Raw genomic sequence first — 26,921 nt, 5'->3', positions numbered from 1 at the left:
CGATCGGCCGAGATGATCGCGCACACTGGGCCGATGAGCACGACGTCACGGCGGTACGCCGCGCTGGCCGGAGTCACCGCCGCCGCCGTCGCGATCGGCATCGCGGAGCCGGTGGCGGTGCTGACCGGCCCCCGGTCGGCGCCACTGGTCGCGGTCGGCGGGGTGGTCGTCGACGCCGTTCCCGAGCCGCTCAAGCAGTTCGCCATCGACGTCTTCGGCACCGCCGACAAGATCGCCCTGCTGACCGGAACAGCCCTGCTGCTGGGCGGGTTCGCGGCCCTCTTCGGAATGCTGGCGATCCGCCGGCTGGCCCTGGGCCTGGCCGGTATCGCGGCGTTCGGCGCCGTCGGTGTGGCCGCCGCGCTGACCCGGCCCGGCGCGGACGTCTTCGACGCGCTGCCGTCGCTGGTCGGCGGCGGGCTCGGCGCCCTGGTGCTCTGGCTGTTCATCGCCGGACCGTTCGAGCTGGACCCCTGGCCGTGGGACCCACCCACGCCGGTGACGCCGGCCGCGCCGGTCGAGGGTGTGGACCCGGAGTCGCGCCGACGGTTCCTCACCGGCACCGGAGTGCTGCTCGGTACGGCGGCCGTGGCCGGTCTCGGTGGCCGTTGGCTGGCCGGACGGCGGGGTGTCTCGGCCGCCCGGGACGCGATCCGGCTGCCCGCCCCGGCCGTCCCCGCGCCGGCCGTGCCGGCGGGAGCGGACCTGTCCCTGGCTCAGCTCGCGCCGTACGTCACCCCGAACTCCGGGTTCTACCGGATCGACACCGCCCTGGTGGTGCCGCAGGTGAATCCGGACACCTGGCGGCTGCGCATTCACGGCCGGGTGGGTACCGAGCGCACCTACACCTACGCGGACCTGCTGGCCCGGCCGCTGGTCGAGCGGTACGTCACGCTGGCCTGCGTCTCCAACGAGGTCGGCGGCGACCTGATCGGTAACGCGCGCTGGCTCGGCGTACCGCTGCGGGAACTGCTGGACGAGGCCCAACCGGACGAGGACGCCGATCAGGTCGTCGGCCGGTCGGTCGACGGCTGGACCTGCGGCACCCCCACCGCAGCCCTGCGCGACGGGCGGGACGCGCTGCTGGCGATCGGCATGAACGGAGAACCGCTGCCGGTCCAGCACGGCTTCCCGGTGCGGATGGTGGTGCCCGGTCTCTACGGCTACGTGTCGGCCTGCAAGTGGGTGACCGAGCTGGAGCTGACGCGCTTCGCCGACTTCGACGCGTACTGGGTGCCGCGCGGTTGGTCCGCCCAGGGGCCGATCAAGACCCAGTCGCGGATCGACGCGCCACGGCGGCGCAACCGGCTGACCGCGGGCCCGGTGACGGTGGCCGGGGTGGCCTGGGCGCAGCACCGGGGCATCAGCCGGGTCGAGGTACGCGTCGACGACGGCCCCTGGCAGGAGGCGGCGCTGGCCCCCACGGTATCGGTGGACACCTGGGTCCAGTGGTCCTGGCGCTGGGACGCCACGCCGGGTGAGCACCGTCTTCAGGTCCGGGCAACGGACGCGACCGGCGAGACCCAGACCGAGCGCACCCAGAGCGTCGCCCCCGACGGCGCCACCGGCTGGCACACCGTCCCCGTCAACGTCCGCTGATCTGCCCCACGGCCGTGCGCTGAGGCCGTTGGGAGCGTTGCGCCGAGCCCATCGGCGGCCGACGGAGGACCTACCCTTCGTGCGTCCTTTGCTCTGCTTCAACCCAGGAAACACGCCGTGTCCGCTATTCGGACAGGGCGTGTTTCCTCCGCTGAAGCAGAGCAAAGGACGGCGGGCGCATCGGTGGGCAGCGCAAGGGACGGCGGGGGCATCGGTGGGCAGCGCAAGGGACGGCGGGCGTACCGGTGGGCAGAGCGAAGAAAGGCCGTCTACACACCTGGAGCGTCGCAGTAGGCCTGGCATGGCGGCGAAGCGGGCGGCGGCGCCGGTCCGCCGCCCGTCAGCAGTTGCCTCGCGGTCTTGGTGACGCGAAACCGCGCTCCCCATCGGGAGTGCGGTTTCGGGGAAGTGCTGTGTTCTCGGGTCAGGCTACGTTGCGCTGAGCCGGGACCGTGGACTTGTGCGGGCGGCCCAGGCGGGCCTCCAGGCGGGCCACGTCGACCCGGATCTGCCGGCGGTCTGCCAGGTCCTCCCAGCCGACGGCGAGCAGGCGCAGCCGCTCGGACTCGCTGAAGCCGCCCCACACGCCGTACGGCTCGCGGACCGACAGCGCGTGTGCGGCGCACTCGGCGCGGACCGGGCAGGCGCGGCAGACCGACTTGGCCTGGGACTCCCGCCGCAGCCGCGAGGACCCACGCTCCCCATCCGGGTGAAAGAACTGAGCGCTGTCCCGGCCTCGGCAGGCACCGAGCCGCTGCCAGTCCCAGAGGTCGACGATGGGTCCGGGCAGTCTACGTACGTTCGACATCAGCACCCCTCCTCCCGCGCGGCACCGCGAGAATGCTTGTGGCCGGCTTCCGGGCGGCGGGCCGCGCAGGCGCACCGTTCCCGGCCTGGACCCCCCGGTACCCGGGTCGTTGCCAGCTCACACGTCTGTGATCGAAAACCCCTGGCAACTTGCGGCTTTTGCCCCATCTGTCGGAAAAGTTCAGATGATTGCCGGGAACCTCCTCCCCAGCCGACCCCGTCATGGTCTGCTCGTGTGCGGAGAGGAGACCATCACAGTGCGTACCGTTCTTGTGTGCGTTCGGACACCGCTCGCGGCTCAGCACCTCACTTCTGCTGCCGCGCGGCTGGGCTTGTCCGCGATCGTTCGTACCGCCGTCTCCGATCCCGAGGTGATGCTGCGCCTGGCCGAACGACCGGCCGACGTGGTTCTGGCCGACACGGCCCTCACCCGGCCGGACAGCGCGGGCTTCGTCCGCCGGGTGCTGGCCCGCGCGCCGCAGGCCGCGGTCGTGCTGCTCGGCACCGAGGAATCCGAGGCGGCGGCCGCCACCATCAGCGCCGGCGCCCGTGGGTTGATCCAGAACGCCGACCACGACCTCACCAGCGCGGTGGCGAAGGCCTTGCTCCTGCTGACCGCGCCCGGCCGGGCCTCCCGGCAGCGGGTCACCGACCCGGCGCGGGATGCGGCGGCGGTCGGTGGCTCGGCCCGCTCCACTCCGTCGGTACGCGGCGCCGCGGAGCCCGGCTGGACCGCCGCGACCGGCGACGGGCCGGCGGGCGTCGCCTCGGTACCCGTGCAGCGGGGCGACGACGAGGTCGAGTCGGCGACCGACGGGACCGCCACCGGGCAGTCCGACGGCACCCGGCCCGGCGCGGGCGTTCGTGGCGGCCGGTCGTCGATCGGGCTCACCGAACGGGAACTCCAGGTGCTGCTGGGCATGGCCGAGGGCAAGAGCAACGCGGAGATCGGCCGGGAACTGTTCGTCTCGGAGGACACCGTCAAGACACACGCGCGCCGGCTGTTCCGCAAGCTCGGCGCCCGGGACCGCGCCCACGCGGTCGCCGCCGGCTTCCGGGCCGGCCTGGTCTCCTGACGCCGCACCCCGCCCCGTGATCGTGCTCGAACCTGGAAGTAGTGGCCTCCCGGCGCGGCGGGGCCACTACTTCCTTGTGCCAGCACGATCTTGAGCGGTCTCCGGGAGCGACCCGGGGCCGGCGGGACCTCAGTCGGCGGTGGTGGCGGCGCCCGGGTCCGGATCGTCCTCGGTGCCCTCGGTCAGGGTGTCGTGCACCCCGTCGGCGTATCCACGCGCGTAGTCCCAGGTCACGTAGTGGTCAGGATCCGGGTCGTACGCCGGCTCGTGCACCCGGGGCCGCCCCGAGTTGAGCAGGTGCCGCAGGTTGCCCCGGAGCAGGTCCCAGTCGAAGTAGTGGGGTTCCCGGCAGTCCTCGCATTCGATGACCAGCCCGCGCACCCCGATGGGCGCCAGCAGGGCCTGGTAGATCTCCAGGTCGGCGAGGTCCTCCAGCACATCCTGCCGCTCGACGTCGGTCAGCGGATCCGGCGTCGTGTCGTCGCCCGGATCGTCCAGCCCGGCGGTCGGGTCGGCCGGGTCGCCGTTGAACGGGTCGATGGGCTCGTCGTGCACCCCCTCACCGTAGACCCAACGCGGCGGGAACGTCCGCCCCCGGGCACCGCGCCCAGGCAACCGCCGCCGATCCAGGTCGCGCAGGTCACTGGGTACGATGGGACGACGTGCCGGCACCGTGGCGTGTTCCGGTGCCCGCCCGCGCCACCTCGCTGAAGCCCATCCGAGCAGCTCAGGGGAGCAATCGTGGAAAATTCGCCCAGTACCGATCTTCCGGCCGGCGTCGAGCACGCCGACCTGGGCGGCCACCTGCCCGAGCTGCCCACCGGCTCGGCCCGGGTCGTTCCGCTCGGGCTCACCTTCGACGACGTGCTGCTCCAGCCGGGCGAGTCGGACGTGGTGCCCAGCCGGGTCAACACCCGGACGAAGCTCACCCGCAACGTCGAACTGACCGTCCCGCTGCTCTCCAGCGCCATGGACACGGTCACCGAGGCGCGGATGGCGATCGCCATGGCCCGCCAGGGTGGCATCGGCGTGCTGCACCGCAACCTGTCCCTGGAGGACCAGGCACTCCAGGTCGACCTGGTGAAGCGCTCCGAGTCCGGCATGATCACCAACCCGGTGACCGCCAGCCCGGACGACACGCTGAGCGAGGTCGACGAGCTGTGCGGGCGGTACCGCATCTCCGGCGTCCCGGTGGTGGACGGCAATGGCCAGTTGGTCGGCATCGTGACCAACCGCGACATGCGCTTCGTCACCGAGCCGGACACCCCGGTCCGCGAGATCATGACCCGGACTCCGCTGGTCACCGCCCCGGTCGGGGTGAGCAAGGACGACGCGCTGGCGCTGCTGCGCCAGCACAAGGTCGAGAAGCTGCCGATCGTGGACGACTCCGGTCGGCTGCGCGGGCTGATCACCGTGAAGGACTTCACCAAGAGCGAGCAGTACCCGAACGCCACCAAGGACGACGCCGGCCGGCTGCGGGTGGCCGCCGCCGTGGGTGTGGGCGAGGACGCGTACAAGCGGGCGCGCACGCTGGTCGACGCCGGTGTCGACGTGCTGATCGTGGACACGGCGCACGGGCACCAGCGGGCCGTGCTGGACATGGTCCGCCGGCTCAAGAAGGACGTGACGATCGACATCGTGGGCGGCAACGTGGCCACGTACGCCGGCGCGAGGGCGCTGGTCGAGGCCGGCGCCGACGGCATCAAGGTGGGTGTGGGCCCGGGCGCGATCTGTACGACCCGGATCGTCGCCGGCGTCGGCGTCCCGCAGATCACCGCGATCATGGAGGCGGCCCGTGCCGCCCGCCCGGCCGGCGTGCCGGTGATCGGTGACGGTGGCATCCAGTACTCGGGCGACATCGCCAAGGCCCTGGTCGCCGGCGCGGACACCGTGATGCTCGGCAGCCTGCTGGCCGGCTGCGAGGAGAGCCCCGGCGAACTGATCTTCATCAACGGCAAGCAGTACAAGGCGTACCGCGGGATGGGCTCGCTCGGCGCGATGCAGTCCCGGGGGCAGGCCAAGTCGTACTCCAAGGACCGGTACTTCCAGCAGGACGTTCTCGCCGAGGACAAGCTGGTCCCCGAGGGCGTCGAGGGCCAGGTGCCCTACCGGGGCCCGCTGTCCGCGGTCGCCCACCAGCTCATCGGCGGGCTGCGGGCCGCCATGGGGTACGTCGGCGCGGAGAGCATCCCCGAGCTGCACCGGCGTGGTCAGCTGATCCGGATCACCGCGGCCGGGCTCAAGGAGAGCCACCCGCACGACATCCAGATGACCGTCGAGGCGCCCAACTACCACTCCCGCTGACCCCATCACCCCCAACAATCTGGAGTCCCCCATGCGTGACGTGGTCGAGATCGGGCTGGGCAAGACCGCGCAGCGCGGCTACCACCTGGACGACATCGCCATCGTGCCGAGCCGCCGGACCCGGGACGTCGACGACGTCTCGACCGCGTGGCAGCTCGACGCGTACCCGTTCGGTATCCCCTGTGTCGGGCACCCCTCGGACGCCACGATGAGTCCGTCGTCGGCGGTCCGGTTGGGTCAGCTCGGCGGTCTCGGTGTGCTCAACGTCGAGGGTCTGTGGACCCGCTACGAGAACCCGACGAAGGTGCTGGACGAGCTGGCCGGCCTCGACGAGGACGCCCGTGCCACCAAGCGCCTCCAGGAGGTCTACGCGGAGCCGATCCGTCCCGACCTGATCGCCGAGCGGGTGCGCGAGCTGCGCGCCGGCGGCGGCACGGTGGCGGTGCGGGTCTCCCCGCAGCACACCCTCGCGCTGGCGCCGGTGATCCTGGACGCCGGGGTGGACATCCTGGTCATCCAGGGCACCATCGTCTCGGCCGAGCACGTGTCGACGACCGACGAGCCGCTGAACCTCAAGGAGTTCATCGCCGACCTCGACCTGCCGGTGATCGTCGGCGGCTGCACCGACTACAAGACGGCGCTGCACCTGATGCGGACCGGCGCGGCCGGCGTGATCGTGGGTATCGGCGGCGACGAGTGGTCGACGACCGAGTCGGTGCTGGGCATCCGGGTGCCGATGGCCACCGCCATCGCGGACGCCGCGGCGGCCCGCCGTGACTACCTGGACGAGACCGGTGGCCGGTACGTGCACCTGATCGCCGATGGTGACCTCCAGACCTCCGGTGACATCGCCAAGGCGCTCGGCTGCGGCGCGGACGCGGTGATGCTCGGTGAGCCGCTGTCGCTCTGCGACGAGGCCCCCGCCGGTGGCGCCTGGTGGCACTCGGCGGCGAGCCACCCGTCGCTGCCCCGGGGCGCCTTCGAGGTGTCCGGTGAGCCGCTCGGCTCGATGGAGCAGCTGCTCTTCGGGCCGGCGGACGAGGCGGACGGCCAGCTCAACCTGTTCGGTGGGCTGCGTCGGGCCATGGCCAAGTGCGGCTACCGCGACCTCAAGGAGTTCCAGAAGGTCGGCCTGGTCCTCGACCGCTGATCGCTCGCGTCGTCGAAGGGCCGGCTCCGCCACCGTGCGGGGCCGGCCCTTCGACGTCACCGTCGACGTCCTCGCCGTCGATTCGGGCCTCCGCCGGCGTGACGGTGGCTACGCTCGGTCCTGACCCCGGGTGGCGCGGAAGGAGTGGTGCATGGTCCGGAGCGGACTGACGCCGCCGCGCCGTCGGCTGGCCGCCACTCTCACGGCTCTGAGCTGTGCCTTCGCGCTGACCACGGCCGGCTGCACGGGCGACGACGACGGCTTCCGGCCCGGTGCGGCGGACGCCGGTGACCCGTACGTGCCGGGCCGGGGCAACGGCGGTTACGACGTCACGCACTACGGGCTGGACGTCCGCTACGACCCGAGGACGGACCGGCTCACCGGTCGGGCCACCATCACGGCGACCGCCACCCAGGAGCTGTCCCGGTTCAACCTGGACCTGGTCGGCCTGAACGTCGACGGGGTCACGGTCGCCGGCAAGGGTGCCCAGCACCGACGCGACGACGGCGAGCTGGTCGTGACCCCGCGCGACGGGCTGACGCGCGGTCGGTCGTTCACGGTGACCGTCGACTACGCGGGCGTGCCCACCCCCGTCGACGACGGCGTGCTGGGCAGCGGCGGTTTCCTGCACACCGCCGACGGGGCCATCGCTCTCGGCCAGCCCGAATCGGCGGCCACCTGGTTCCCGGTCAACGACCACCCGTCGGACAAGGCCAGCTACGACATCGCGGTGACCGTCCCGGACGGACTGTCCGCGTTGAGCAACGGGGTGCCCGGCCCCCGGAGCAGCGCCGACGGGTGGACGACCTGGCGCTGGTCGGAGCGCACCCCGATGGCCAGCTACCTGAGCACCCTCGTGATCGGGAACTACCGGGTGGTCTCCGGCACCCACGCCGGAAGGCCGATGGTCACCGCCGTCGCGGCGAGCCTGCCGGCGAACGGTGGCGCGGCCGGCTCGGTGGCCCGCACCGGGGAGATCGTCGACTTCCTGGCCAGCCGCTTCGGTCCGTACCCCTTCGACTCGTACGGCGGGATCGTGGTCGCCGACGAGCGGATCGGGTACGCGTTGGAGACGCAGTCCCGGCCGGTCTACGGGCCTGCCTTCTTCACCGGCGACCACCCGAACCCCGGGGTGGTGGCGCACGAGCTGGCCCACCAGTGGTTCGGCGACAGCGTGTCCCTGCTCAGGTGGAGCGACATCTGGCTCAACGAGGGCTTCGCCAGTTACGCCGAGTGGCTGTGGGAGGAGCACGACGGCGGCCGGACCGCACAGCGCAACTTCGAGCTGCAGTACGCGTCGACCGACTGGTCGGAGCCGTCGGTCGAGCCGGGCCGGGAGCGGATGTTCGGCACCGCCGTCTACAAGCGCGGCGCGCTCGCCGTGCACGCGCTGCGCCGGACGGTCGGTGACGACACCTTCTTCCGCATCCTGCGCACGTGGACGTCGGAGCGGGCGTCCGGCACCGCCACCACCTCGGACTTCGTGGCGCTGGCCGAGCGGGTGGCCGACCGGCCGCTCCGGCCGCTCTTCGACGCCTGGCTGGTGGGCGGCGCCGCACCGACCCTGCCGTGACGGCCCCGTGATCATCTGTCGATAGGCTGCCGCCTGCGATCGGGCGGGAGCGCCGGTCGCGCGGGGTGGCGAGGCCCTCCCGCACCGGACGTACGGGGAGGTTCGTGATGCGGGGTACGCGGCACAGGCTGCGGGCGGGCGTCGGTCTGCTGGTGACCGGGGTGCTCGTGTTGTCCGGGTGCGACTCGTCCACTCCGGAGGCGGCACCGCCGTCGCCCAGCGCGTCCCCGACGCCGTCGCGGAACTTCACCGCCGGTGCGGCCGGAGTCGGCGATGCGTACTTCCCCAGCTACGGCAACGGCGGGTACGACGTCGGGAAGTACACCGTCAAGGTGCGGTACGACCCGGCGAAGGACCAGTTGACGGGTACGACCACCGTGCAGGCGACGGCGACCGCGGACCTGTCGACCTTCAACCTCGACCTGGCGGGCCTGACCGTCAAGACGGTCACCGTGGACGCCGCGCCGGCCACTCACACCCGGAACAAGAACGAGCTGGTCATCACGCCGGCGGCCGGCCTCATCACGGGCAACGGGTTCGTGGTGGAGGTCGCGTACGAGGGGGTGCCGAAGCCGCTGAAGAACGAACTGCTCGGCGAGGGCGGTTTCCTGCACACCGCCGACGGCGCCATCGCCCTGGGCCAGCCCGAGTCGGCGAGCACCTGGTTCCCGGTCAACGACCACCCGTCGGACAAGGCGGCGTACGACTTCGAGATCACCGTCCCGCAGGGCATCACCGCGGTCAGCAACGGCGTGCCGGGCGGTAGCACCACCACGGACGGCTGGACCACCTGGAAGTGGTCGGAGAAGTCGCCGATGGCCAGCTACCTGAGCAACGTGGTGATCGGCAAGTTCCGGATCACCACCAGTCAGCACAAGGGCAAGCCGGTCTACAGCGCGGTCACCACCAAGGTGGCCAAGGGCGCCTCCGACGCGTCCATCGCGAAGACCGTCAAGGTTGCCGACTACCTGGAGACCGTCTTCGGGCCGTACCCGTTCGACGCGTACGGCGGTGTGGTCGTCTCGGACAGCCGGATCGCGTACGCGCTGGAGACGCAGAGCCGCCCGGTCTACTCGGCCGGCTTCTTCCGGCGGGGCGAGAACACCGAGGTGGTCGCCCACGAGCTGGCCCACCAGTGGTTCGGCGACAGCGTCGCGCTGGCCAAGTGGGAGGACATCTGGCTCAACGAGGGCTTCGCGACGTACGCGGAGTGGCTCTGGGCTGAGCACACCAAGGAGTACACCGCCAAGCAGGCGTTCGACATCCGGTACCAGCGGGTGCCCGCCACGGTGTGGAAGACCCCGCCGGGCAAGCCGGGCGTGAAGAACCTGTTCAGCGAGTCGGTCTACCAGCGCGGCGGGATGACCCTGCACGCGCTGCGGGTGGCCGTCGGTGACAAGGCGTTCTTCGAGATCGTCAAGACCTGGGCGGCGGAGAAGCGCAACGGTGTCGCCACCACCGCCGAGTTCGTGGCCCTCGCCGAGCGGATCTCCGGCAAGCAGCTCGACGCGCTCTTCGACGCGTGGTTGTACGGCGCCAAGAAGCCCGCGCAACCCAAGAAGCTCTGACCCCCACTCCCCGCGATCTTGCACTTTCTGCGCCGGCAAAAGGGGCGAGTGCGGCCCAATCGGCAACCGAAAGTGCAAGATCGCGGGGGTTCAGGGGGCCGGGGCCGGGGCTCAGTTCCTGACCACCAGTTTGGGGTGGGCCTTCAGGTACGCGTCGGCGCGACCGGCCCGGAGTTCGGTGATGAACGTCCGCCCCTCACCGGTGAGCTGTTCGCCCCGGTAGGCGCTGCCCTTGCCGACGCCGGAGCCGGGAAGCCCGACCAGGGTGAACTGGTTCTCCGGCACCCCGCTGAGGGCGTACGCCAGGTCGACGATCCGGTCGCCGCCCACGTACACCAGGGTGTCGCCCAGGGCGGCGACCACCTGGTCGACCCGCTCGGGCTGCCGGGCCAGGCCCTCGTCGAGGATCTTGCGGGTCAGGGCTTTGACGAGTTGCTGCTGGTGACGCTGGCGGGCGTAGTCGCCGCCGGTGATGTAGCGCTGCCGGGCGTAGTCCAGTGCCTGCCAGCCGTTGAGGTGCTGTTCGCCCTTCTCGTAGACCTTCTGCGGGCCGGTGTAGCCGCCGGGGGCGCTGTCCCGGTACTTGCCGTCCGGCTTGCGGTGCAGGGACGCGACCCGCTGGTCGACGTAGATGTCCACCCCGCCGAGGGCGTTCACCAGCTTGTCGAACCCGCCGAAGGTGAGCACGGCGCCCGCGTCGATCCGCAGCCCGGTGTAGCCGCTCACCGTGCTGCGCAGCAGTTCGTACCCCTGGGCCGTGCTCGGCTGCTTGGGCTTGCCCGGCACCCGGCTGCCGAAGCTCATCGAGTGGGTGAGCTTGGTCTTGCCGCCCTTGTAGCCGGCCTTGGGGAACGCCGGGATGTCCACCAGCAGGTCGCGGGGGAGCGAGAAGAGGTACGCCCGGTTGAGGCCCTTCGGCACGTGCAGCACCAGGACGGCGTCGGAGTGCGGCTCCCAGCCCGGCACGCTGACCCGGGTGTCCACGCCGACCAGCAGCAGCGTCAACGGGCCGCTGATGTTCGCGCCCGGCGGCGGGCCGGTCGGGCTCGGGGTGGGTGGGGCGGCCGGCGACGGGCTCGGCGAGCCGGCCAGCGGGGTGCCGGCGGGCTTGTCGTCGCCGCTCAGCCGCGTGATCACCGTCGCTCCGCCGACGACCAACGCGACGACGGCGAGCGCCGCCAGCCCGAGCAGCAGCCAGCGTCGGCGCGGCTCCATCGACCCCAGGATCATCGTGTGCTTCCTTCCACCCGTATCCGGAACAACGCTCCGACGGGTGCTCCGGGTTGCGGCCGGGAGGCGACGGGTCGGTCGGCCGGTGCATGATCGCGCGAAAACGGGCGCTGGCGCGAGCGCTACTCGCAAGTAATGATGCGTGCATGCGGTACGACGTGGTCGTCATCGGGTCCGGCTTCGGTGGCGGCGTCACCGCCCTGCGGCTGGCCGAGAAGGGCTATTCGGTCGGTGTCGTCGAGGCCGGCCGCCGCTTCGCCGACGACGAGTTCCCGCAGACGTCGTGGCGCCTGCGCCGGTTCCTCTGGGCACCGAAGCTGGGCTGCTACGGCATCCAGCGGCTCACCCTGCTCCGCTCGGCCACCGGCCGGTCCGGCGGCGGCGTGCTGGTGCTCTCCGGAGCGGGGGTGGGTGGCGGGTCGCTGGTCTACGCGAACACCCTCTACGAGCCGCTCGACGCCTTCTACCGCGATCCACAGTGGCGCGACATCACGGACTGGCGTGCCGAGCTGGCCCGCCACTACGACCAGGCGAAGCGGATGCTCGGCGTCACCACGTACCCCGTGCACACGGGCGCGGACCGCGCCATGCGGGCGGTGGCCGACCGGATGGGGGTGGGCCACACCTTCCACGCCACCCCGGTCGGCGTGCACATCGGCCGTCCGGGTGAACGCGTCGCCGACCCCTACTTCGGCGGCGTCGGCCCGGAGCGCACCGGTTGCCTGCACTGCGGCTCGTGCATGACCGGCTGCCGGCACGGCGCCAAGAACACGCTGGCCAAGAACTACCTCTGGCTCGCCGAGCGGCTGGGCGCCACCGTGCACCCGCTGACCACGGTCACGGCCGTCCGGCCGGCCGCCGGCGGCGGGTACGAGGTGCACACCGAGCGCACCGGGACGTGGTTGCGCCGACGGCGGCAGGTCATCCACGCCGACCAGGTGGTCTTCGCGGCCGGGGCGCTCGGCACGCAGCGGCTGCTGCACGAGATGAAGGCCACCGGGGCGTTGCCGGGCCTGTCGGACCGGCTGGGCGCGTTGACCCGCACCAACTCCGAGGCGATCCTCGGCGCGTCGATCCCCCGGCGACGGGCCCGGCAGGAGCGGACCGACTTCACCGAGGGGGTGGCGATCACCAGTTCGTTCCACCCCGATCCGCAGACCCACATCGAGCCGGTCCGCTACGGCCGCGGCTCGAACGCCATGGGCCTGCTCCAGTCGCTGCTGGTCGACGGCGGGCCGCACCGGGTCCGGCGCTGGCTGGGCAGCATCGTCCGGCAGCCGCGCCTGGCCGCGCGGATGCTGACCGTGCGCGGCTGGTCGGAGCGGACGGTGATCGCCCTGGTCATGCAGTCGGTGGACAACTCGTTGACCACCCGTTGGCGGCGCGGCCCGTTGGGTCGCCGCCTCGTCGCGGGGCCGGGGCACGGCAAAGCGAGCCCGACGTGGATCCCGGCCGGCAACACCGCCACCCGACTGCTCGCCGAGGAGATCGGCGGTACGCCCGGCGGCTCGCTCACCGAGCCGTTCGACATTCCGGTCACCGCGCACATCCTGGGCGGGGCGGTGATCGGCGCCACCCCGGCCGACGGGGTGGTCGACCCCTGGCACCGGGTGTACGGCCATCCGGGGCTGCACGTGGTCGACGGCGCGGCCGTCTCCGCCAACCTCGGGGTCAACCCGTCGCTGACGATCACCGCGCAGGCGGAACGGGCGATGTCCTTCTGGCCGAACAGGGGCGACGAGGACCCCCGGCCCCCGCTCGGAGATCCGTACCGACGGCTGCCACCCGTACCCCCGCACACGCCGGCGGTGCCCGCCGACGCCCCGGCCGCCCTACGACCCTGACAGGGGTCGGCGGAGGATGTGGTTGACGCCGAACACCGTGTCGCTGACGCGGACGTCGGTGTAGCCGATCCGCTGGTAGAAGCCGTGCCCGGTGAGGCTGGCGCCGGTCTCCATGAACGTGTGCCCCTCGGCCCGGGCCAGCTCCTCAATGTGCCGCATCAACCGACGGCCGATGCCGCGGCCGTGCGCGTCCGGGTCGACGAACATGGTGTAGACCTTGTTGCCGTCGCGGGACACCGTGCCGACCGGCCGTCCGTCCTGCTCGGCAACGTAGATCCGCCGCTCGGCGCTGAGTTCGCGGAACCGGTCGGCGGTGAAGTGGTCGCACATCCGGTCGATCAGCTCGGCCGGGTAGTCGCGACTGTTCACCTCCCGCAGGCAGCGGACGACCAGGGCCGCCAGCGCGTCGCCGTCCTCGGGGCGGAACGCTCGGATGGTCAGCTCGGTCATCGGCACGCCTCCGTCCGATCCGAATGGGGATCGTCGCGGACCGTATCGGGACGCGGTACACCGTCGCCGTCCTGCCGGACATCACGGGGCATACCGCCAACGGTGCGGCCGCCGCGCCGAGTGCGTGGGGCGCGGGTCGGGCCGGGGGTGACTGTCGGTAGGCTTTGTGCACATGAGCCTGCCTCGCCCCGTCCTCGTGGTGGACTTCGGAGCCCAGTACGCCCAGCTCATCGCGCGCCGGGTCCGCGAGGCGAAGGTCTACTCCGAGATCGTGCCGCACTCCATGCCGGTCGCCGAGATGCTGGCGAAGAACCCGGCCGCGATCATCCTCTCCGGCGGTCCGGCCAGCGTGTACGCGCCGGACGCCCCACAGGTCGACGCCGGCCTGTTCACGGCCGACGTGCCGGTCTTCGGCATCTGTTACGGCTTCCAGGCGATGGCCCAGGCGCTCGGCGGCACCGTCGCGCACACGGGTAACCGGGAGTACGGCGGCACCCCGCTGCGTCCGCGCCTCACCGAGCCGGGCGTGCTGCTGCGTGACCTGCCGGCTGACCTGCCGGTCTGGATGAGCCACGGCGACTGCGTCACCGAGGCTCCCGAGGGCTTCACGGTGACGGCCGAGTCGGCGGGCGCCCCGGTCGCGGCCTTCGAGGACACCGTCGGCCGTCGGGCGGGCGTGCAGTTCCACCCGGAGGTCGGGCACACGGCGCACGGCCAGGAGATGCTGACCCGCTTCCTGTACGACATCGCCGGTATCGAGCCGACCTGGACGCCCGAGAACATCATCGACGAGCAGGTCGCCCGCATCCGGGCTCAGGTCGGCGACAAGGAGGTCATCTGCGGCCTCTCTGGCGGGGTGGACTCGGCGGTCGCCGCCGCGCTGGTGCACCGGGCGGTCGGCGACCAGCTCACCTGCGTCTTCGTCGACCACGGTCTGCTGCGCGCCGGTGAGGCCGAGCAGGTCGAGAAGGACTACGTCGCCGCCACCGGCATCAAGCTCAAGGTCGTCGACGCGGCGGACCGGTTCCTCGGCGCGCTGGCCGGGGTGACCGACCCCGAGCAGAAGCGCAAGATCATCGGCCGGGAGTTCATCCGGGTCTTCGAGGCCGCCGCCCGGGAGATCGCCTCGCACGGTGACGTGGAGTTCCTCGTGCAGGGCACCCTCTACCCGGACGTGGTCGAGTCCGGCGGCGGCACCGGCACCGCCAACATCAAGAGTCACCACAACGTCGGCGGGCTGCCGGAGGACCTGAAGTTCGCGCTCGTCGAGCCGCTGCGCACGCTCTTCAAGGACGAGGTCCGGGCGCTCGGCCTCCAGCTCGGCCTGCCCGAGGCGATGGTCTGGCGGCACCCGTTCCCCGGCCCCGGTCTGGCCATCCGGATCATCGGCGCCGTCGACCGGGAGCGCCTCGACCTGCTGCGTCAGGCCGACCTGATCGCCCGTGAGGAGCTGACGGCCGCCGGCCTGGACCGGGGCGTCTGGCAGTTCCCCGTGGTGCTGCTCGCCGACGTGCGCAGCGTCGGGGTGCAGGGTGACGGGCGCAGCTACGGGCATCCCGTGGTGCTGCGCCCGGTCTCCAGCGAGGACGCGATGACCGCCGACTGGTCCCGGCTGCCCTACGAGGTCGTCGCCCGGATCTCCACCCGGATCACCAACGAGGTCGCCGAGGTGAACCGCGTGGTGCTGGACGTGACCAGCAAGCCGCCGGGCACCATCGAGTGGGAGTGAGCGGGCCTCACGCGGCCGGCGGGGTCGTCGGCGGATAGGGCGGCGTCGGGGCGTACCCCGGCTGCGGACCGCCGGGCGCGGACCCGGCGGTCGGCGCGACGCCCGCCGGGTGCGGCCAGGCGGGCGCGCCGGTGGGCTCCTCGGGCATCAGGAACCACATGATCGGGTACGCGAGCAGCGCGACCCCGCCGGTGAGCAGGCCGGTGACCGCGAAGGCCACGCGGACCAGGGTGGGGTCGACGTCGAAGTAGCGGCCGAGGCCACTGGCGACCCCCGCGACCATGCGGTCGGTGGTGGGTCGCCGGAGCTGCTTGTACGGGGCCTGGGGAGCGGCGGTAGGTGTCATGCCTCCACGGTCCGCGCCGACGCGCGGCCTGCCCTCGGTGACCGCCCGGATCCCTACCCTGATCGATCCCTGAGCGGGAAGCCAGGAGTCAGGAATCCGACTCTTTTCCGTTCCGGTAACGCGGCCCGGGGAGAATTTGGACCCGTGACCACCATGCTGGAGCCGCTTCGCAGGATCGCGGCATACGCAGTTTGTGCTGATTCAGACGGCCGAGTGTTGCTGGTCCGCGCATCGGAGCGCTCCGGCACCCCCGGCACCTGGTCGCTGCCCGGAGGGGCGGTCGACCACGGCGAGGACCCCCATCACACCGTCGTCCGCGAGACCGCCGCCGAGACCGGCCTCTCGGTCGCCGTCTCGGGCCTGGCCGACGTGCTCGCCGACATGCGGGCGCTGCCCGAGCGCGGCATCACGATCCACACCGATCGCCTGATCTACCGGGTGGCGGTGCGTGGCGGCACGCTGGCCGACCGGGCCGGCGAGCGTCCCACCGACCTGGCCCGGTGGTACACGCTGGACGAGGCGCGTCAGTTGCCGCTGCGCTCCTTCACCGCGCGGACTCTCGGCCTCCCCGCCTCCTCGGCCGACGTGGTGCCCGACGAGGCCCCCGAGTTCCCCTCCTTCTACGCGGTCCCCGGCCCGGACGGGCTGCACCGCGCGCAGCGCTTCGCCGCGTACGCGGTGTGCACCGACCCGGCCGGGCGGGTGCTGCTCACCCGTATCTCCGACGGCTACCCGGGTGCCGGTTGCTGGCACCTGCCCGGCGGCGGCACCGACTACGGCGAGCAGCCCGGCGCGGCGCTCATCCGGGAGCTGGTCGAGGAGACCGGCCAGGCCGGCCGCCTCGTCGAACTGCTCGGAGTGGCGAGCCACCGCGACGCCGCCTCGCTCGGTCCGGAGGGTTACCCCATCGACTGGCACGGCGTACGCGCCTTCTACCGCGTGGTGGTCGACCAGCCCAACCCGCTGATCATCGGCGACGTCGGCGGCTCCACCTGCGAGGCCCGTTGGTTCGCCCGCGAGGAACTGGGCGCCCTCGGAACCGACCGCCTAACCGAGGTGACAGCCGAAGCAGTCCAAGCAGCCCAACTAACCTGACCCACCCCTCCCGGCCCTCCCACCCACCCGCCGGCCGGTGATCATGAAGTTATTGTCAGGACACGCCGAGATGGACGGCGATAACTTCATGATCACCGGGTGCTGCGGAGGACGGGGGCAGGGGAGTGGGAGTGGGCTTGGGGCGGGTGGAGCTGGTGCGGCGGGTTGGTTCCTATGGTCTGTTGGGGGATCTGGGGCGATTTTTGGTTGTCTGGGATCTTGGGGCGCGGGCCTGGTCGCTGCCGGGAGGGCTTGTCACGCATGCTGAGCACCCGGAGCGGGCCGTGGTGCGCGCGTTCACCGAGCAGACCGGTTCGACCGCGTCGGTGGGCCGGTTGCGGGCCGTAGTCGCGGACGTGAACGCCGGCGCGGGTGGCGGTACGTCGGTGCACACCGACCGCTTGCTGTTCGACATCGCCCTGCTGGACGGTGTGCCGGAGGTCACCGGCGGTGGCGTGGAGACCCGTTGGGTCGACCTCGAGGCCGTGGCCGAGCTGCCGTTGACGCCGTTCAGCGCCGAACTGCTCGGCCTGCCCGCCGTTCCGCTTCCGGTCGACGCGTACCCGTCCACCGAGCCGCCCGCGCCGTCGCATCCGGATCGCCGGCTGCGCTTCGGGGCGTACGGGCTGGTCACCGACCCGGCCGGGCGGATCCTGCTGACCCAGATCGCCGACGGCTACCCCGGGGCCGGCAAGTGGCACCTGCCCGGCGGCGGCACCGATCACGGCGAGCAGCCGACCACCGGGCTGCTCCGGGAACTGGTGGAGGAGGGCGGTCAGGTGGGCCGCGTGGTGGAGCTGCTCGGCGTGGACAACCTGCACAACCCGGCCGCGCTCGGCCCGGAGGGCCGTCCGTTGGACTGGCACGGCGTCCGGGTGGTCTATCGGGTGCTGGTGGACGCGCCCACCGACGCCGTGGTGACCGAGTCCGCCGGCGGCTCGACCGCGCGGGCGGGCTGGTTCACCGTCGCGGAGGCCGCTGAGCTGCCGCTGACGGGTATCGCTGCCTCGGCAATCGGACACCTGGCCGCATAGCACTCGGCTCAGCGAGCCGAGTTGGCTACCCTCCGGTAGAGTCAGAGGCGGGAATGGTGGAGGAAACGGGCGATGAAGCCCGGGATGGGGAATAACAAGCGGATCGCGCGGTTTGTACCAGATAAGTACCGCCGGCAGCTATCGCCAAGCCCCGTTCCCCTGTGCGATGGTGTACTCCGCCAAAACGGCTGCCGGGCCACGTAAGGTCCGGCACGAGACAGCCGGACACCCGCCCCCCGAGGGCGGCAAGCCGATCCGGTGATGGAGGAAACGTGCCGAGAGCCCTTTGGCGCCGGCGTCGTACGACTGACAGTCCGCGCCCCGCAGGGCGTCGCTGGGCGGGCCAGTTGCGCCGCAGCAGCACGTTCGCCCGCCAGGTGTTGCTGGTCCGGGTGGGCCGCCGTGACGGTGACCTGCGGACCACCGACCTGACACTCCCCGAGCACCGGTACGCCGACCGCCAGCGCCGTCGCTACGGCCTGGACCGGCTCAGCCGGCCTGCCGGCGTCAGCCGCGCCGGCATCGAGGCGGTCATGCCGGTCAGCCCGGCGCTGCCGATGGCGCAGCACACCGACGAGGCCACCGCCGGGTCGATCCCCCTGCTCCCCGGCGAGCGCACGATGGCCCGCCGGATGAAGTTCGCCGTGGTCAACGCCTGCACCCTGTCCAGCCTGATGCTCGGCATGCTGGCGATCTTCCTGGCCATGCAGGGTGAGGTGCGCATCGCGGCCCTCTGCCTGATCGCCTGCGTCATCTTCGACGGCCTGGACGGTGCGTTGGCGCGTCGGCTCGGCGTCGCCAGCCCGTTCGGCGCTCAGATGGACTCGCTCGCCGACATGTGCTCGTTCGGCCTCGCCGCGCCCGTGGTGGTCTACGCCTCGCTCGCCGGCTCCGTGTCGACGGCCGCGGCTGCGGTCGCCTGTGCGCTGGTCGCGGCGTGCGCGGCGATCCGGCTGGCCCGCTTCAACGTCTCACCGAAGGACGGCCGCTTCTTCTGCGGCGTCCCCACCACGATGGCCGCCGCCGTGCTCGCCGTGACCGTGGCGATCGGTCTGCCGGTGCCCGGCTTCGTGCTCGTGGCCGGCGTGGCGCTGCTCGCCTTCGCGATGGTGTCCAGCTTCCCGTACGCCAAGCTCGCGCGCCTGGTGAAGCTGCCGCCGTGGCTCTGGCTCGCCCCGGTGCTCGGCGCGCTCGTCGACATCCGGCTCACGTTCGCCCTGATCGTGGTCGGCTACCTGGTCAGCGGGCCGGTGCTCTGGCTGCGCCAGCGTCGTACCGCCTGATCCGACGTACGACAACGGGGCGCCGCGGACAGCGGCGCCCCGTTCTTCGTCTCAGCGCCAGCGGGCGATGACCGTGGCGCCGCCGACCACCTTGTCGCCCGGCCCCACCAGCGGTTCCGCGGCGTCGGCCGGCAGGTAGACGTCGGTCCGCGAGCCGAACCGGATGAGCCCGAACCGCTCGCCCTTGGCCAGCAGCGCGCCGATCGGCGCGCGCTGCACGATGCGGCGGGCGATCAGGCCGGTCCGCTGCGCGACCACCACCGTGCCGCGGCTGGTGTCCAGCACCGTGTACGCGGCGACGTTGTGCTCGGCGTCCGGCTTCATCGCGTTGACGAAACCACCGTCGGCGACGAAGTAGTCCACCACCTTGCCGGCGACCGGGGCACGGTTGACGTGCACGTCCAGCACGGACAGGAAGACCGCGACGCGCAGCCACTCGCCGTCACCGAACCGCTCGTCGTACAGCCGCTGCACCGACAGGACCTTGCCGTCCGCGCTGGCGACCACGGCGTTCGGGTCCTCCGGCACGTCCCGCTGCGGATCCCGGAAGAACGCGGCGACCGGGCCGGCCGCCAGCGCCGGCAGCAGCCACAGCTTGGACGACGGACGCGCCACCCGGGCCAGCGCCGCCAGACCCAGCGTGATGCCCGCAGCCGCCACCCCGTTGGAGTCGATGTGCATGCCCCTGGTCAGCGGCACGCTGGACGGCCGGTACGCCGGGGCCAGCCGGTCGGCCGCCGCCGGACTGGCCGGCGTGAACCGCAGTCGGTGGACCCGTACCGGCGGCGAGTTGCGCAGCACCAGGTCGCTGCCGACGCCGTACAGGGCGTCCTGGCGGCCCAGCTCGCCGGCCGCGCCGGTGGTCCGGCCCGGCGTCGCGGTGGTGGCGACGCTCAGTACCGCGCCGTCGATGAGGTACTTCGACAACCCCTGGATGTCGGCACGGGCCTCCTCGGCGGTGCCGACGAAGGCCTCACCGGCGACGACCACCGCCGCGGGCTCGGCGTCGGCGAGCGCGTCGACCACGTGTACCCGGTCGGCGACCCACCGGCCCTGGCCGGTGACGTGCTCACGGAGCGCGGCGGCGGTGGACGACTCGGCGGGCACCACGGTGAGCCGGTCGCCGGGGAGCAACGCCTCGATCGCCGCGGCCAGCACCGCGGACTCCGGGGTCGCGCCGACCAGCAGGGCGACCTTCGGGTCGTTCATCCGGGCCAGCTCGGAGACGAGCGTACGGGCGGCTCGCTCGCCGATGCGGACCGGACCGGACCGGCCGGTGGTACGCACGGCGGGGGACTGCGTCATGACGGGCGGGCTCCTGACGGGGTAGAGACGGGAATCGCGGCGGGGGCGCCATGGCGGGACGGGCCGGCCGGCGGAGGCGAGATCTCCACCGGCCAGCATATGCGCCTGTCCGCCCCGGCCGCACCGGCGAGCCCTCCGGCCCGGGGCGACAGCCGGGGTCAGGAATCCTCTCGCCGCCCCGCCCGCTCGTGAGCGCCCGCCGGATCGTCGCCGGTGGCGTGATCGTCACTGGCCGCCGGATCCTTGTCGCCGACCGCCGGATCGGCCGCCGGATCCTTGTCGCCGGCCGCCTTCTCGGCCGCCGGACCGGACGCCCGGGTCTCGTCGGCCGGGGTGACCGGGTGGTCGACCCGCGTCGACTCCGCGGCCCGCGCTGAAACGGCCGAGGTCTCCGGCTCGGCCGGGGCGTGTGCCAGCCAGGCGGGATGGACCATGCCGGCCGTCGACGCGTCCGGTGTGCCCAGCTCGGCCGTGGGCGGCTCCGGGGTCCGCAGCTCCGCCGTGGGCGGCTCCGGCACGCGCAGCTCCGCCGTGGGCGCCGGGTCGAGCGTGGACTCGAACATGGTCGGCGCGGGCGGCTCGTACGCGGGCGGCTCGAACGCGGCGGTCCGCGGCGTGCCCTGCTCGGCTGCGACAGGCTCGGGCGCGACCGTGGCAGCGGAGGCCGTCGCACCCGGCCCGGTGGTCTCGATCGGCTCCGGGCGGCCGGACCGGCCGGAGCGCAGCGCGCCGACCAGACCGAAGACTCCGATCAGGATCAGCGCGCCGGCCAGGAACCAGCCGACCGGCGGCAGCGCGAGCCCGAGCAGCTGAGCGAGCAGCCACCAGGCCGACAGCGCCAGGAACACCAGCCCGAAGGCGAACGAGAGCAGGTCCGTACGGTGAGCCTTCACCGGGTCACCTCCAGGTTGCCGGCATTGACGTGGATGTACAGCCGCAGCTTCCCGCCGCCGGGGCCGTCCGCGCCCAGGTCGGTGGACTCCCGCAGCCGGCCGTCGATCCCGCCGGATCGGTTGCCGAAGACGGTGGCGTCGCCGGCGTTGACGTCGGCCACCGTGGTGACGTCCACGTTGGGCGGTACGACCACGGTCGCCTGACCGAAGTTGATCGCCACGGTCACCTGGGTGTCCTGCTTCGTGAAGTCGATGCCGCGCAGGTCGAGGACGGCGTCACCGAAACTGTTCTCGTACCGGTCGGCGAGGTCGCGGTAGTCGGTGGGCGCCCAGGTGACCGCGCCGTCCACGCCCCGGATCCGGTCGTAGGACTCGGCGACGGTCGCCGTGCCCAACGCGGCGGCCGTCACCAGCCCCAGCGCGATCAACCAGCGTGCGCGGCCGAACCAGGTGCCGACCAGCAGTCCCAGCCCGATGGTGGCCAACGCGGCCGCGAAGTACGCCGAGGCGCCGACGTCGAAGACGTCCAACAGGTCGAGCAGGGCGACCACGCCGAGCGCCAGGAAGATCAGCGAGAAGGTCACCGGACCGAGCGGCGAACGCTCCCGGGGCCGCTTGGGTGGCTTCGGTGGCTTCGGCGGGGGGTAGGCGGCCGGAGCCGGCGCGGCGTACGGGCCGTGTGGAGCGAACGGAGGGCGGTATCCGCCCGGCGTCGTCGCCCCGGGATGGGTGGACGGGCCGGCGGCGGGTACGGCGGTCACCGGCGCGGACGGCCAGCCGCTGGTGGGCCTGTCGCTGCCCGGCCAACCGGGATCGGGGGCCGGCCAGCCGGTGCCCTGCGACGCGGCCGTCGCGGCGGCCGGCTGCGCGGAGACCGGACCTGCCCCGGACACCATCGCCGCCGGGGAGGCCGGCTGCGGGCCGACGGTCGGCTGCGCCGTCGCGGGCGGCTGACCGCCCTGGACAGGCGGGTACGCGCTCTGCGGCGCGGCGGCGTACGACAGGGTTTCGCCCGCCAGCGGCGCGGTCGCCAGCGGACCGCCGGGCGGCACCGTGCCGTACGCGGGAGCGGGCCAGGCGACCGGCGGGACCGGCCCGGGTGGCGTACCCGCCGGGGAGGGCGGCACCGGTCCACCCGAGGGCTGCGGCCCACGGTTGTCCCGGTTGAGGAGCAGCGCGCCGCCGATCAGGATGGCCGCGCCGAGCAGGACCGCGCGGAAGGCGTCGGTGACGATGTAACCGAAGCTCGCGGCCACCAGGATGCCCAGGATGATCACGGTTACCGGGGACATGCTGGAACGGCCCCGCCCCAGCATGGACTCCACCGGAGAGGCCGTGTCGCCCTCGTTGGGAATGATCAGCCAGGCGGCGACGTACACCAGGATGCCGATGCCGCCGAAGAACCCGAGCACCGCGAGGAGCACCCGCCACAGCACCGGGTCGGTGTTGGTGGCCCGTCCGATCGCCGCGCAGACCCCGGCGAGGTAACGACCGTCGCGGGGCCGCACCAGCCCGTACCGCGAGGTGAAGCCGGCGCCGCCCAGCGGCCCCCCGGTCGGACCGGCCGTGCCGGGCCCCCAGGTGCACCCGTGCCACCGCCGGGCCCGTAGCCCGTGCCGGTCGTACCCCCGCCGGGGCCGTAGCCGGTGCCGGCCGCGTAGCCGGCGCCCGGCGCGTAGCCGGCGCCCGGCGGCTCGTACCGGCCGTCGGCCGGCGGTGCGGCAGGTGGGCCGAACGTGGTCGGCTCGGCCCAGCCGGCAGGTGTCGTGGGCGGTGCGGGCGGTACTGAACCGCCCGGCTGTGCCGACCCGGGGCGGGGCGGCGGGGCAGCTTCCTCGGTCATGCCTCGATCCTGCTGCCCACCTCGCCCGAACGACCTCAGGACCCGACCCTGACGCCACCCTGAGATCTCCGAGGCCGGAATGTCGGGGGCGTCCCCGTGGTCGTGGGACGCCGCCGCGTGTGACGATCGGACTCACCGACCCACACCCAACCCACCACCGTGACCAGGGAGCCTGCGATCAGCACCGTGACCCCGCCTCCGCGCCTGTACCGGGCCCCCGAGCATCGGATGGCCGCTGGCGTCGCCGCCGGTATCGCCGACCACCTCGGCATCTCGGTGCTGCGCGTGCGCGTCGCGTTCATGGTGCTGCTCGGGCTCAGTGGGCTCGGCCTGCTGCTGTACGCGGCGTTCTGGGCGGTGGTGCCGCTGCGGCCCGGTGACACCGCCGTGCCGCCCCGGCGGGACGTGGCCCAGCTCCTGCCGTTCGTCGCGATCGGGCTCGGCGTCCTGTTGATCCAGGTGATGGTCTTCGACTCGGTCGGCGCGGCGGGTACCGCCGGCTGGCTGGTGGCCATCATCGCGGTCGGCGCGGGCGTGATCTGGCACCAGTCGGCGCCCGAGCGGCGGCGGCGATGGGGCGAGACGATGCCGGTCCCGTGGCTCGGGGCGGTCGTCGAGGAGAGCGACCGGCGGGCCTTCGTGCTCCGGTTCATCGGCGGCGGGGTGCTGGTCGCGGTCGGCATCATCGGTGTCGCGGCGGTCTACTCGCCGGCACAGAACTTCGACGCGGTGATCAACGGGGTGATCTTCGCGCTGGTCGGGTTGGCCGGGGTCGGCGTGGTCGCCGCGCCGGTGCTCTGGCGGACGTACAACCAGCTCCGCGCGGAGCGTGAGGGTCGCATCCGGGAGCAGGAGCGGGCGGAGCTGGCCGCGATGGTGCACGACCAGGTGCTGCACACCCTGGCGCTGATCCAGCGCAACGCGGGCGACGTCAAGACGGTGCAGCGGTTGGCGCGGGGGCAGGAGCGCTCGCTGCGCAACTGGCTCTACAAGCCCACGGCCTCGCCAAACGAGCGCTTCGCGGCCGCCCTGGAGCAGGCTGCCGCCGAGGTCGAGGACACGTTCGCGATCACCGTGGAGGCGGTGGTGGTGGGTGACCGCGAGACCGACGAGAAGGTCGGCGCGCTGGTCGCCGCCGCCCGGGAGGCGCTGGTGAACGCGGCACGGCACGCCGGCGTGCAGACCGTGTCGCTCTACGCCGAGGTGGAACCGGAACAGGTAAGTGTCTTCGTCCGGGACCGGGGCAAGGGCTTCGATCCGGATACGGTGGAGGACCACCGGCACGGCGTACGCGGTTCGATCATCGGACGGATGAAGCGGCACGGCGGACGGGCCGAGATCCGGTCCGGCCCGGGGGAGGGGACCGAGGTCCGGTTGATCCTGCCGATCTCCCGGGACTCGTCCGCGGCGGAGAGGAACAGATGACCATGGCCGAGCAGCCGACGGAGCAACCGGTGCAGAGCCGCCCGGAACGCCTGCGGGTCTTCCTGGTGGACGACCACGCGATGTTCCGTGCCGGGGTACGCGCCGAGCTGGGCGCGCACGTCGAGGTGGTGGGCGAGGCGAGCACGGTGGCCGAGGCGGTCGCCCGGATCGCCGTCACGGTGCCCGACGTGGTGCTGCTCGACGTGCACATGCCGGACGGCGGTGGCCGCGCGGTGCTGGAGGCGATGCGGCGCAGCCACCCGCAGGTCAAGTTCCTGGCCCTGAGCGTCTCCGACGCGGCCGAGGACGTGATCGGGCTGATCCGGGCCGGCGCACGCGGGTACGTCACCAAGACCATCTCTCCGGACGAGTTGGCCGCCGCCATCCGCCGGGTGGCCGACGGTGACGCCGTGTTCAGCCCTCGGCTGGCCGGGTTCGTGCTGGACGCGTTCGCGGCGCGGCCGGACGCGCCGGTCGCCGACCCGGAGTTGGACCAGCTCACCAACCGTGAGCGGGAGGTGCTGCGCCTGCTCGCTCGGGGGTACGCGTACAAGGAGATCGCCAAGGAGTTGTTCATCTCCATCAAGACGGTGGAGACGCACGTGTCGAACGTGCTGCGCAAGCTCCAGATGTCCAACCGGTACGAGCTTTCCCGCTGGGCTGCGGACCGTCGGCTCGTGTGATTAATTCCTCCGCCCCGGCAATTCGGGCACATGCCACGGATGCCGCCGGGCGGGGCTGACAAGAGATCAATCGTGGTTCCATACTGCCCCGGTCCCGTTTTCCGCGCGTGGGTATCGCATCCCGCGGAAACGGCGGCTCACGCGCGTGCCCGCGGATCGCGGGTCACCCCTGGGGGAGAGGTACCACTTCTGATGTTCGGACAACGAGGACGACGCTGGGCGCGGGTAGCCCTGGCGGCTGTCGCCGGCAGCGCCCTGGCGTTCGGCGTGGCAGGCGCCGCCGCAGCCGCTCCGGCCGCCGGTGTGGCCAAGGCGGTCGACGGCAGCGAGGTCACCCTCAAGCTCGACGGCAAGACGCGCACCACGTCCGCGCTCGCCCTGAAGATCGACGGCAAGCTGGTGCCGGCGTTCTGCATCGACTACCACACCAACGTGAAGCTCGACGGCAAGTACGAGGAGGGCACCTGGGACGAGTCCCAGGTGAAGAACCTCGGCAAGGTGCAGTGGGTGCTCACCCACGGTTACCCGAACGCCGACTCCACCAAGCTCCTCGCCGCCGCCGGCGTGGATACCAAGATCGGCAAGAAGCAGCTCGACAACCTGCTCTACTTCGGCACCCAGACCGCCGTCTGGCACTTCAGCGACGGCATCGAGCTGGGCGCCTGGGAGAAGGACCTGGAGCCGCGCAACCAGTACGAGGTGATCACGAAGGTCCGTGACTACCTCATCAAGAACGCCACCGACCAGCCGGAGCCGCGTGCCGAGCTGTCCGTCGACCCGGCCAGCGCCACCGCGACGGTCGGCGGCAAGGCCGGTCCGTTCACGGTGAAGGGCCCGGCGGGCGCGATCACCGTCGCGGCCACCGGGGGCACCGCCGTCGACGCCGAGGGCAAGCCGGTCACCACGACCACCAACGGCGGGCAGTTCTGGCTGGCCGCCGAGGCCGCCGGCACGGTCAACGTGACCCTGACCGCGCAGGACTCGGTCTCCTTCGGCCGGGTGTTCCTGTTCACCGGTGCCAAGAAGGCGCAGAAGCTGATCCTCGGCGGCAGCACCGGCGCCACCGTCACCGCCCGGGCGGCGGCGACCTTCACGGCCGTACCCACGACGCCGCCGGCCACCCCGTCGGCGACCCCGAGCGCGTCGCCGTCGCCGACCACCCCGTCGGCCACGCCGTCGGACTCGGCGCAGCCGGCCAGCCCGGCCCCGTCCACCTCGCCGGCGAGCAACGGTGGCGGCCTGCCGCTGACCGGTTCGCCGATCGCGGCGGCGGCGACCGCGGGTCTGTTGCTGCTCGCCGCGGGCGCGGTGGCCGTCCTGGTGGTGCGTCGCCGTAAGGTCCGCTTCACCGCCTGATCCATCTCGCCGCACCATCGGCCCCGGAACCGCGCGAGCGGTGCCGGGGCCGATGTCGTCTCGGCGGTAGGCGGTGGTCAGAAGTCCGTCCGCGGCGCACTCGTCCACCCAGTCGGCGCTGGTGCCCGTGTAGCGGACGAGGACATCATCCGGACGGGTAAAGAACACTGAGTGTGCGAGCGGTCACCGGTCGACGGCCCCGGGTGCGGGAGTGACTCGCAAAGGCCGGATCTGAGCGCCGCACGGCTCTCCCCGCAGGTCGGGGCGTTGGAGCCAGGGAGCTGCACAGCGACCGTTTTATGATCATTTTTCAAGTATCGGCTACGTG

General features: G+C 72.5%; 21 protein-coding genes and 1 pseudogene. 14 read left to right on the top strand and 8 right to left on the bottom strand.

The window, feature by feature from the left end; genetic code table 11:
• Positions 1-33 precede the first annotated feature (33 nt).
• Positions 34-1,599 (top strand): molybdopterin-dependent oxidoreductase, encoded by a 1,566-nt coding sequence (locus tag ACQP0N_RS28750; protein WP_433115474.1) that lies wholly within the window; start codon positions 34-36, stop codon positions 1,597-1,599.
• Between the two features lie 424 nt (positions 1,600-2,023).
• On the opposite strand, the gene ACQP0N_RS28745 is transcribed toward ACQP0N_RS28750, so the two are convergent.
• Positions 2,024-2,407 (bottom strand): WhiB family transcriptional regulator, encoded by a 384-nt coding sequence (locus tag ACQP0N_RS28745; RefSeq protein WP_355050692.1) that lies wholly within the window; start codon positions 2,405-2,407, stop codon positions 2,024-2,026.
• Positions 2,408-2,663: 256 nt separating this feature from the next.
• Here ACQP0N_RS28745 and ACQP0N_RS28740 point away from each other — a divergent pair, with 256 nt between their 5' ends.
• Positions 2,664-3,482 carry a response regulator transcription factor gene (locus ACQP0N_RS28740; RefSeq protein WP_433115472.1) on the top strand — a complete coding sequence of 273 codons (819 nt, stop codon included), beginning with the start codon at positions 2,664-2,666 and terminating at the stop codon, positions 3,480-3,482.
• 129 nt (positions 3,483-3,611) lie between these two features.
• On the opposite strand, the gene ACQP0N_RS28735 is transcribed toward ACQP0N_RS28740, so the two are convergent.
• Complete coding sequence (locus tag ACQP0N_RS28735; RefSeq protein ID WP_355050690.1) at positions 3,612-4,037, bottom strand: DUF5319 domain-containing protein; 426 nt, start codon at positions 4,035-4,037, stop codon at positions 3,612-3,614.
• A gap of 186 nt (positions 4,038-4,223) precedes the next feature.
• On the opposite strand from ACQP0N_RS28735, the gene guaB reads away from it, so the two are divergent.
• The 4 genes from guaB to ACQP0N_RS28715 all read left to right on the top strand — a co-directional run bounded on the left by guaB (position 4,224) and on the right by ACQP0N_RS28715 (position 10,077).
• Positions 4,224-5,786 (top strand): IMP dehydrogenase, encoded by a 1,563-nt coding sequence (guaB, locus tag ACQP0N_RS28730; protein WP_433115470.1) that lies wholly within the window; start codon positions 4,224-4,226, stop codon positions 5,784-5,786.
• Positions 5,787-5,817: 31 nt separating this feature from the next.
• Positions 5,818-6,936, top strand: a complete 1,119-nt coding sequence (locus ACQP0N_RS28725; protein ID WP_355050688.1) for a GuaB3 family IMP dehydrogenase-related protein — start codon at positions 5,818-5,820, stop codon at positions 6,934-6,936.
• A gap of 151 nt (positions 6,937-7,087) precedes the next feature.
• Positions 7,088-8,509, top strand: coding sequence for a M1 family metallopeptidase (locus ACQP0N_RS28720; RefSeq protein ID WP_433115468.1), 1,422 nt, complete (start codon positions 7,088-7,090; stop codon positions 8,507-8,509).
• Positions 8,510-8,616: 107 nt separating this feature from the next.
• Complete coding sequence (locus ACQP0N_RS28715) at positions 8,617-10,077, top strand: M1 family metallopeptidase (RefSeq protein ID WP_433115466.1); 1,461 nt, start codon at positions 8,617-8,619, stop codon at positions 10,075-10,077.
• A gap of 111 nt (positions 10,078-10,188) precedes the next feature.
• Here ACQP0N_RS28715 and ACQP0N_RS28710 read toward each other — a convergent pair whose 3' ends face one another.
• The gene (locus tag ACQP0N_RS28710; RefSeq protein WP_433115464.1) at positions 10,189-11,307 is read right to left on the bottom strand and encodes an LCP family protein; all 1,119 of its coding nucleotides are present in this window, start codon (positions 11,305-11,307) and stop codon (positions 10,189-10,191) included.
• Positions 11,308-11,453: 146 nt separating this feature from the next.
• Here ACQP0N_RS28710 and ACQP0N_RS28705 point away from each other — a divergent pair, with 146 nt between their 5' ends.
• On the top strand, positions 11,454-13,151 hold the full coding sequence (locus tag ACQP0N_RS28705; RefSeq protein ID WP_433115462.1) for an FAD-dependent oxidoreductase: 1,698 nt from the start codon (positions 11,454-11,456) through the stop codon (positions 13,149-13,151).
• Here the strand turns inward: ACQP0N_RS28705 and ACQP0N_RS28700 are convergent.
• Positions 13,140-13,601, bottom strand: a complete 462-nt coding sequence (locus ACQP0N_RS28700; RefSeq protein ID WP_433115460.1) for a GNAT family N-acetyltransferase — start codon at positions 13,599-13,601, stop codon at positions 13,140-13,142. The two genes, ACQP0N_RS28705 and ACQP0N_RS28700, sit on opposite strands and share 12 nt — an antisense overlap.
• Positions 13,602-13,773: 172 nt before the next feature.
• On the opposite strand from ACQP0N_RS28700, the gene guaA reads away from it, so the two are divergent.
• Positions 13,774-15,330 carry a glutamine-hydrolyzing GMP synthase gene (guaA, locus tag ACQP0N_RS28695; RefSeq protein WP_433115458.1) on the top strand — a complete coding sequence of 519 codons (1,557 nt, stop codon included), beginning with the start codon at positions 13,774-13,776 and terminating at the stop codon, positions 15,328-15,330.
• Positions 15,331-15,337: 7 nt separating this feature from the next.
• Here guaA and ACQP0N_RS28690 read toward each other — a convergent pair whose 3' ends face one another.
• Positions 15,338-15,676, bottom strand: coding sequence for a PspC domain-containing protein (locus ACQP0N_RS28690; protein ID WP_355050681.1), 339 nt, complete (start codon positions 15,674-15,676; stop codon positions 15,338-15,340).
• A 144-nt stretch (positions 15,677-15,820) separates the two neighbouring features.
• Here ACQP0N_RS28690 and ACQP0N_RS28685 point away from each other — a divergent pair, with 144 nt between their 5' ends.
• The 3 genes from ACQP0N_RS28685 (at position 15,821) to ACQP0N_RS28675 (ending at position 19,088) form a co-directional block, all read left to right on the top strand.
• The gene (locus tag ACQP0N_RS28685; protein WP_355050680.1) at positions 15,821-16,771 is read left to right on the top strand and encodes an NUDIX hydrolase; all 951 of its coding nucleotides are present in this window, start codon (positions 15,821-15,823) and stop codon (positions 16,769-16,771) included.
• Positions 16,772-16,917: 146 nt separating this feature from the next.
• Positions 16,918-17,805 (top strand): NUDIX hydrolase, encoded by an 888-nt coding sequence (locus ACQP0N_RS28680; protein ID WP_433121872.1) that lies wholly within the window; start codon positions 16,918-16,920, stop codon positions 17,803-17,805.
• 347 nt (positions 17,806-18,152) lie between these two features.
• Positions 18,153-19,088 carry a CDP-alcohol phosphatidyltransferase family protein gene (locus ACQP0N_RS28675; RefSeq protein ID WP_433115455.1) on the top strand — a complete coding sequence of 312 codons (936 nt, stop codon included), beginning with the start codon at positions 18,153-18,155 and terminating at the stop codon, positions 19,086-19,088.
• 51 nt (positions 19,089-19,139) lie between these two features.
• Here ACQP0N_RS28675 and ACQP0N_RS28670 read toward each other — a convergent pair whose 3' ends face one another.
• From ACQP0N_RS28670 to ACQP0N_RS28660, 3 genes and pseudogenes are all read right to left on the bottom strand, one after another.
• Entirely contained in the window at positions 19,140-20,393 is a 1,254-nt protein-coding gene (locus ACQP0N_RS28670) for a phosphatidylserine decarboxylase (protein ID WP_433115453.1), read from the bottom strand.
• 709 nt (positions 20,394-21,102) lie between these two features.
• Positions 21,103-21,286 (bottom strand): annotated as a pseudogene (locus ACQP0N_RS28665) (hypothetical protein); the annotation flags it as partial.
• Complete coding sequence (locus ACQP0N_RS28660; RefSeq protein ID WP_433115451.1) at positions 21,283-22,794, bottom strand: PspC domain-containing protein; 1,512 nt, start codon at positions 22,792-22,794, stop codon at positions 21,283-21,285. The gene ACQP0N_RS28660 and the pseudogene ACQP0N_RS28665, both read right to left, overlap by 4 nt.
• 494 nt (positions 22,795-23,288) lie before the next feature.
• Here ACQP0N_RS28660 and ACQP0N_RS28655 point away from each other — a divergent pair, with 494 nt between their 5' ends.
• The 3 genes from ACQP0N_RS28655 to ACQP0N_RS28645 all read left to right on the top strand — a co-directional run bounded on the left by ACQP0N_RS28655 (position 23,289) and on the right by ACQP0N_RS28645 (position 26,593).
• Positions 23,289-24,554: a PspC domain-containing protein gene (locus tag ACQP0N_RS28655; RefSeq protein WP_355050676.1), complete on the top strand. Its 1,266-nt coding sequence runs from the start codon at positions 23,289-23,291 to the stop codon at positions 24,552-24,554.
• Positions 24,555-24,556: 2 nt separating this feature from the next.
• Entirely contained in the window at positions 24,557-25,237 is a 681-nt protein-coding gene (locus ACQP0N_RS28650) for a response regulator transcription factor (protein WP_355050784.1), read from the top strand.
• Between the two features lie 192 nt (positions 25,238-25,429).
• Entirely contained in the window at positions 25,430-26,593 is a 1,164-nt protein-coding gene (locus tag ACQP0N_RS28645) for a Cys-Gln thioester bond-forming surface protein (protein WP_433115449.1), read from the top strand.
• Positions 26,594-26,921: the final 328 nt, after the last annotated feature.

Source organism: Micromonospora sp. CA-246542, assembly GCF_050942905.1.
Taxonomy (GTDB): domain Bacteria; phylum Actinomycetota; class Actinomycetes; order Mycobacteriales; family Micromonosporaceae; genus Micromonospora.
The sequence above is the reverse complement of the archived record's forward strand: the minus strand, read 5'-3'. Positions and strand labels throughout refer to the sequence as shown.

Coding starts and splice junctions, on each gene's coding strand:
- ACQP0N_RS28725 (WP_355050688.1), top strand. CDS start 5,818: ATGCGTGACGTGGTCGAGATCGGGCTGGGCAAGACCGCGCAGCGCGGC.
- ACQP0N_RS28645 (WP_433115449.1), top strand. CDS start 25,430: ATGTTCGGACAACGAGGACGACGCTGGGCGCGGGTAGCCCTGGCGGCT.
- ACQP0N_RS28710 (WP_433115464.1), bottom strand. CDS start 11,307: ATGATCCTGGGGTCGATGGAGCCGCGCCGACGCTGGCTGCTGCTCGGG.
- ACQP0N_RS28650 (WP_355050784.1), top strand. CDS start 24,557: ATGGCCGAGCAGCCGACGGAGCAACCGGTGCAGAGCCGCCCGGAACGC.
- ACQP0N_RS28745 (WP_355050692.1), bottom strand. CDS start 2,407: ATGTCGAACGTACGTAGACTGCCCGGACCCATCGTCGACCTCTGGGAC.
- guaA (WP_433115458.1), top strand. CDS start 13,774: ATGAGCCTGCCTCGCCCCGTCCTCGTGGTGGACTTCGGAGCCCAGTAC.
- ACQP0N_RS28705 (WP_433115462.1), top strand. CDS start 11,454: ATGCGGTACGACGTGGTCGTCATCGGGTCCGGCTTCGGTGGCGGCGTC.
- ACQP0N_RS28690 (WP_355050681.1), bottom strand. CDS start 15,676: ATGACACCTACCGCCGCTCCCCAGGCCCCGTACAAGCAGCTCCGGCGA.
- ACQP0N_RS28670 (WP_433115453.1), bottom strand. CDS start 20,393: ATGACGCAGTCCCCCGCCGTGCGTACCACCGGCCGGTCCGGTCCGGTC.
- ACQP0N_RS28750 (WP_433115474.1), top strand. CDS start 34: ATGAGCACGACGTCACGGCGGTACGCCGCGCTGGCCGGAGTCACCGCC.
- ACQP0N_RS28715 (WP_433115466.1), top strand. CDS start 8,617: ATGCGGGGTACGCGGCACAGGCTGCGGGCGGGCGTCGGTCTGCTGGTG.
- ACQP0N_RS28700 (WP_433115460.1), bottom strand. CDS start 13,601: ATGACCGAGCTGACCATCCGAGCGTTCCGCCCCGAGGACGGCGACGCG.
- ACQP0N_RS28720 (WP_433115468.1), top strand. CDS start 7,088: ATGGTCCGGAGCGGACTGACGCCGCCGCGCCGTCGGCTGGCCGCCACT.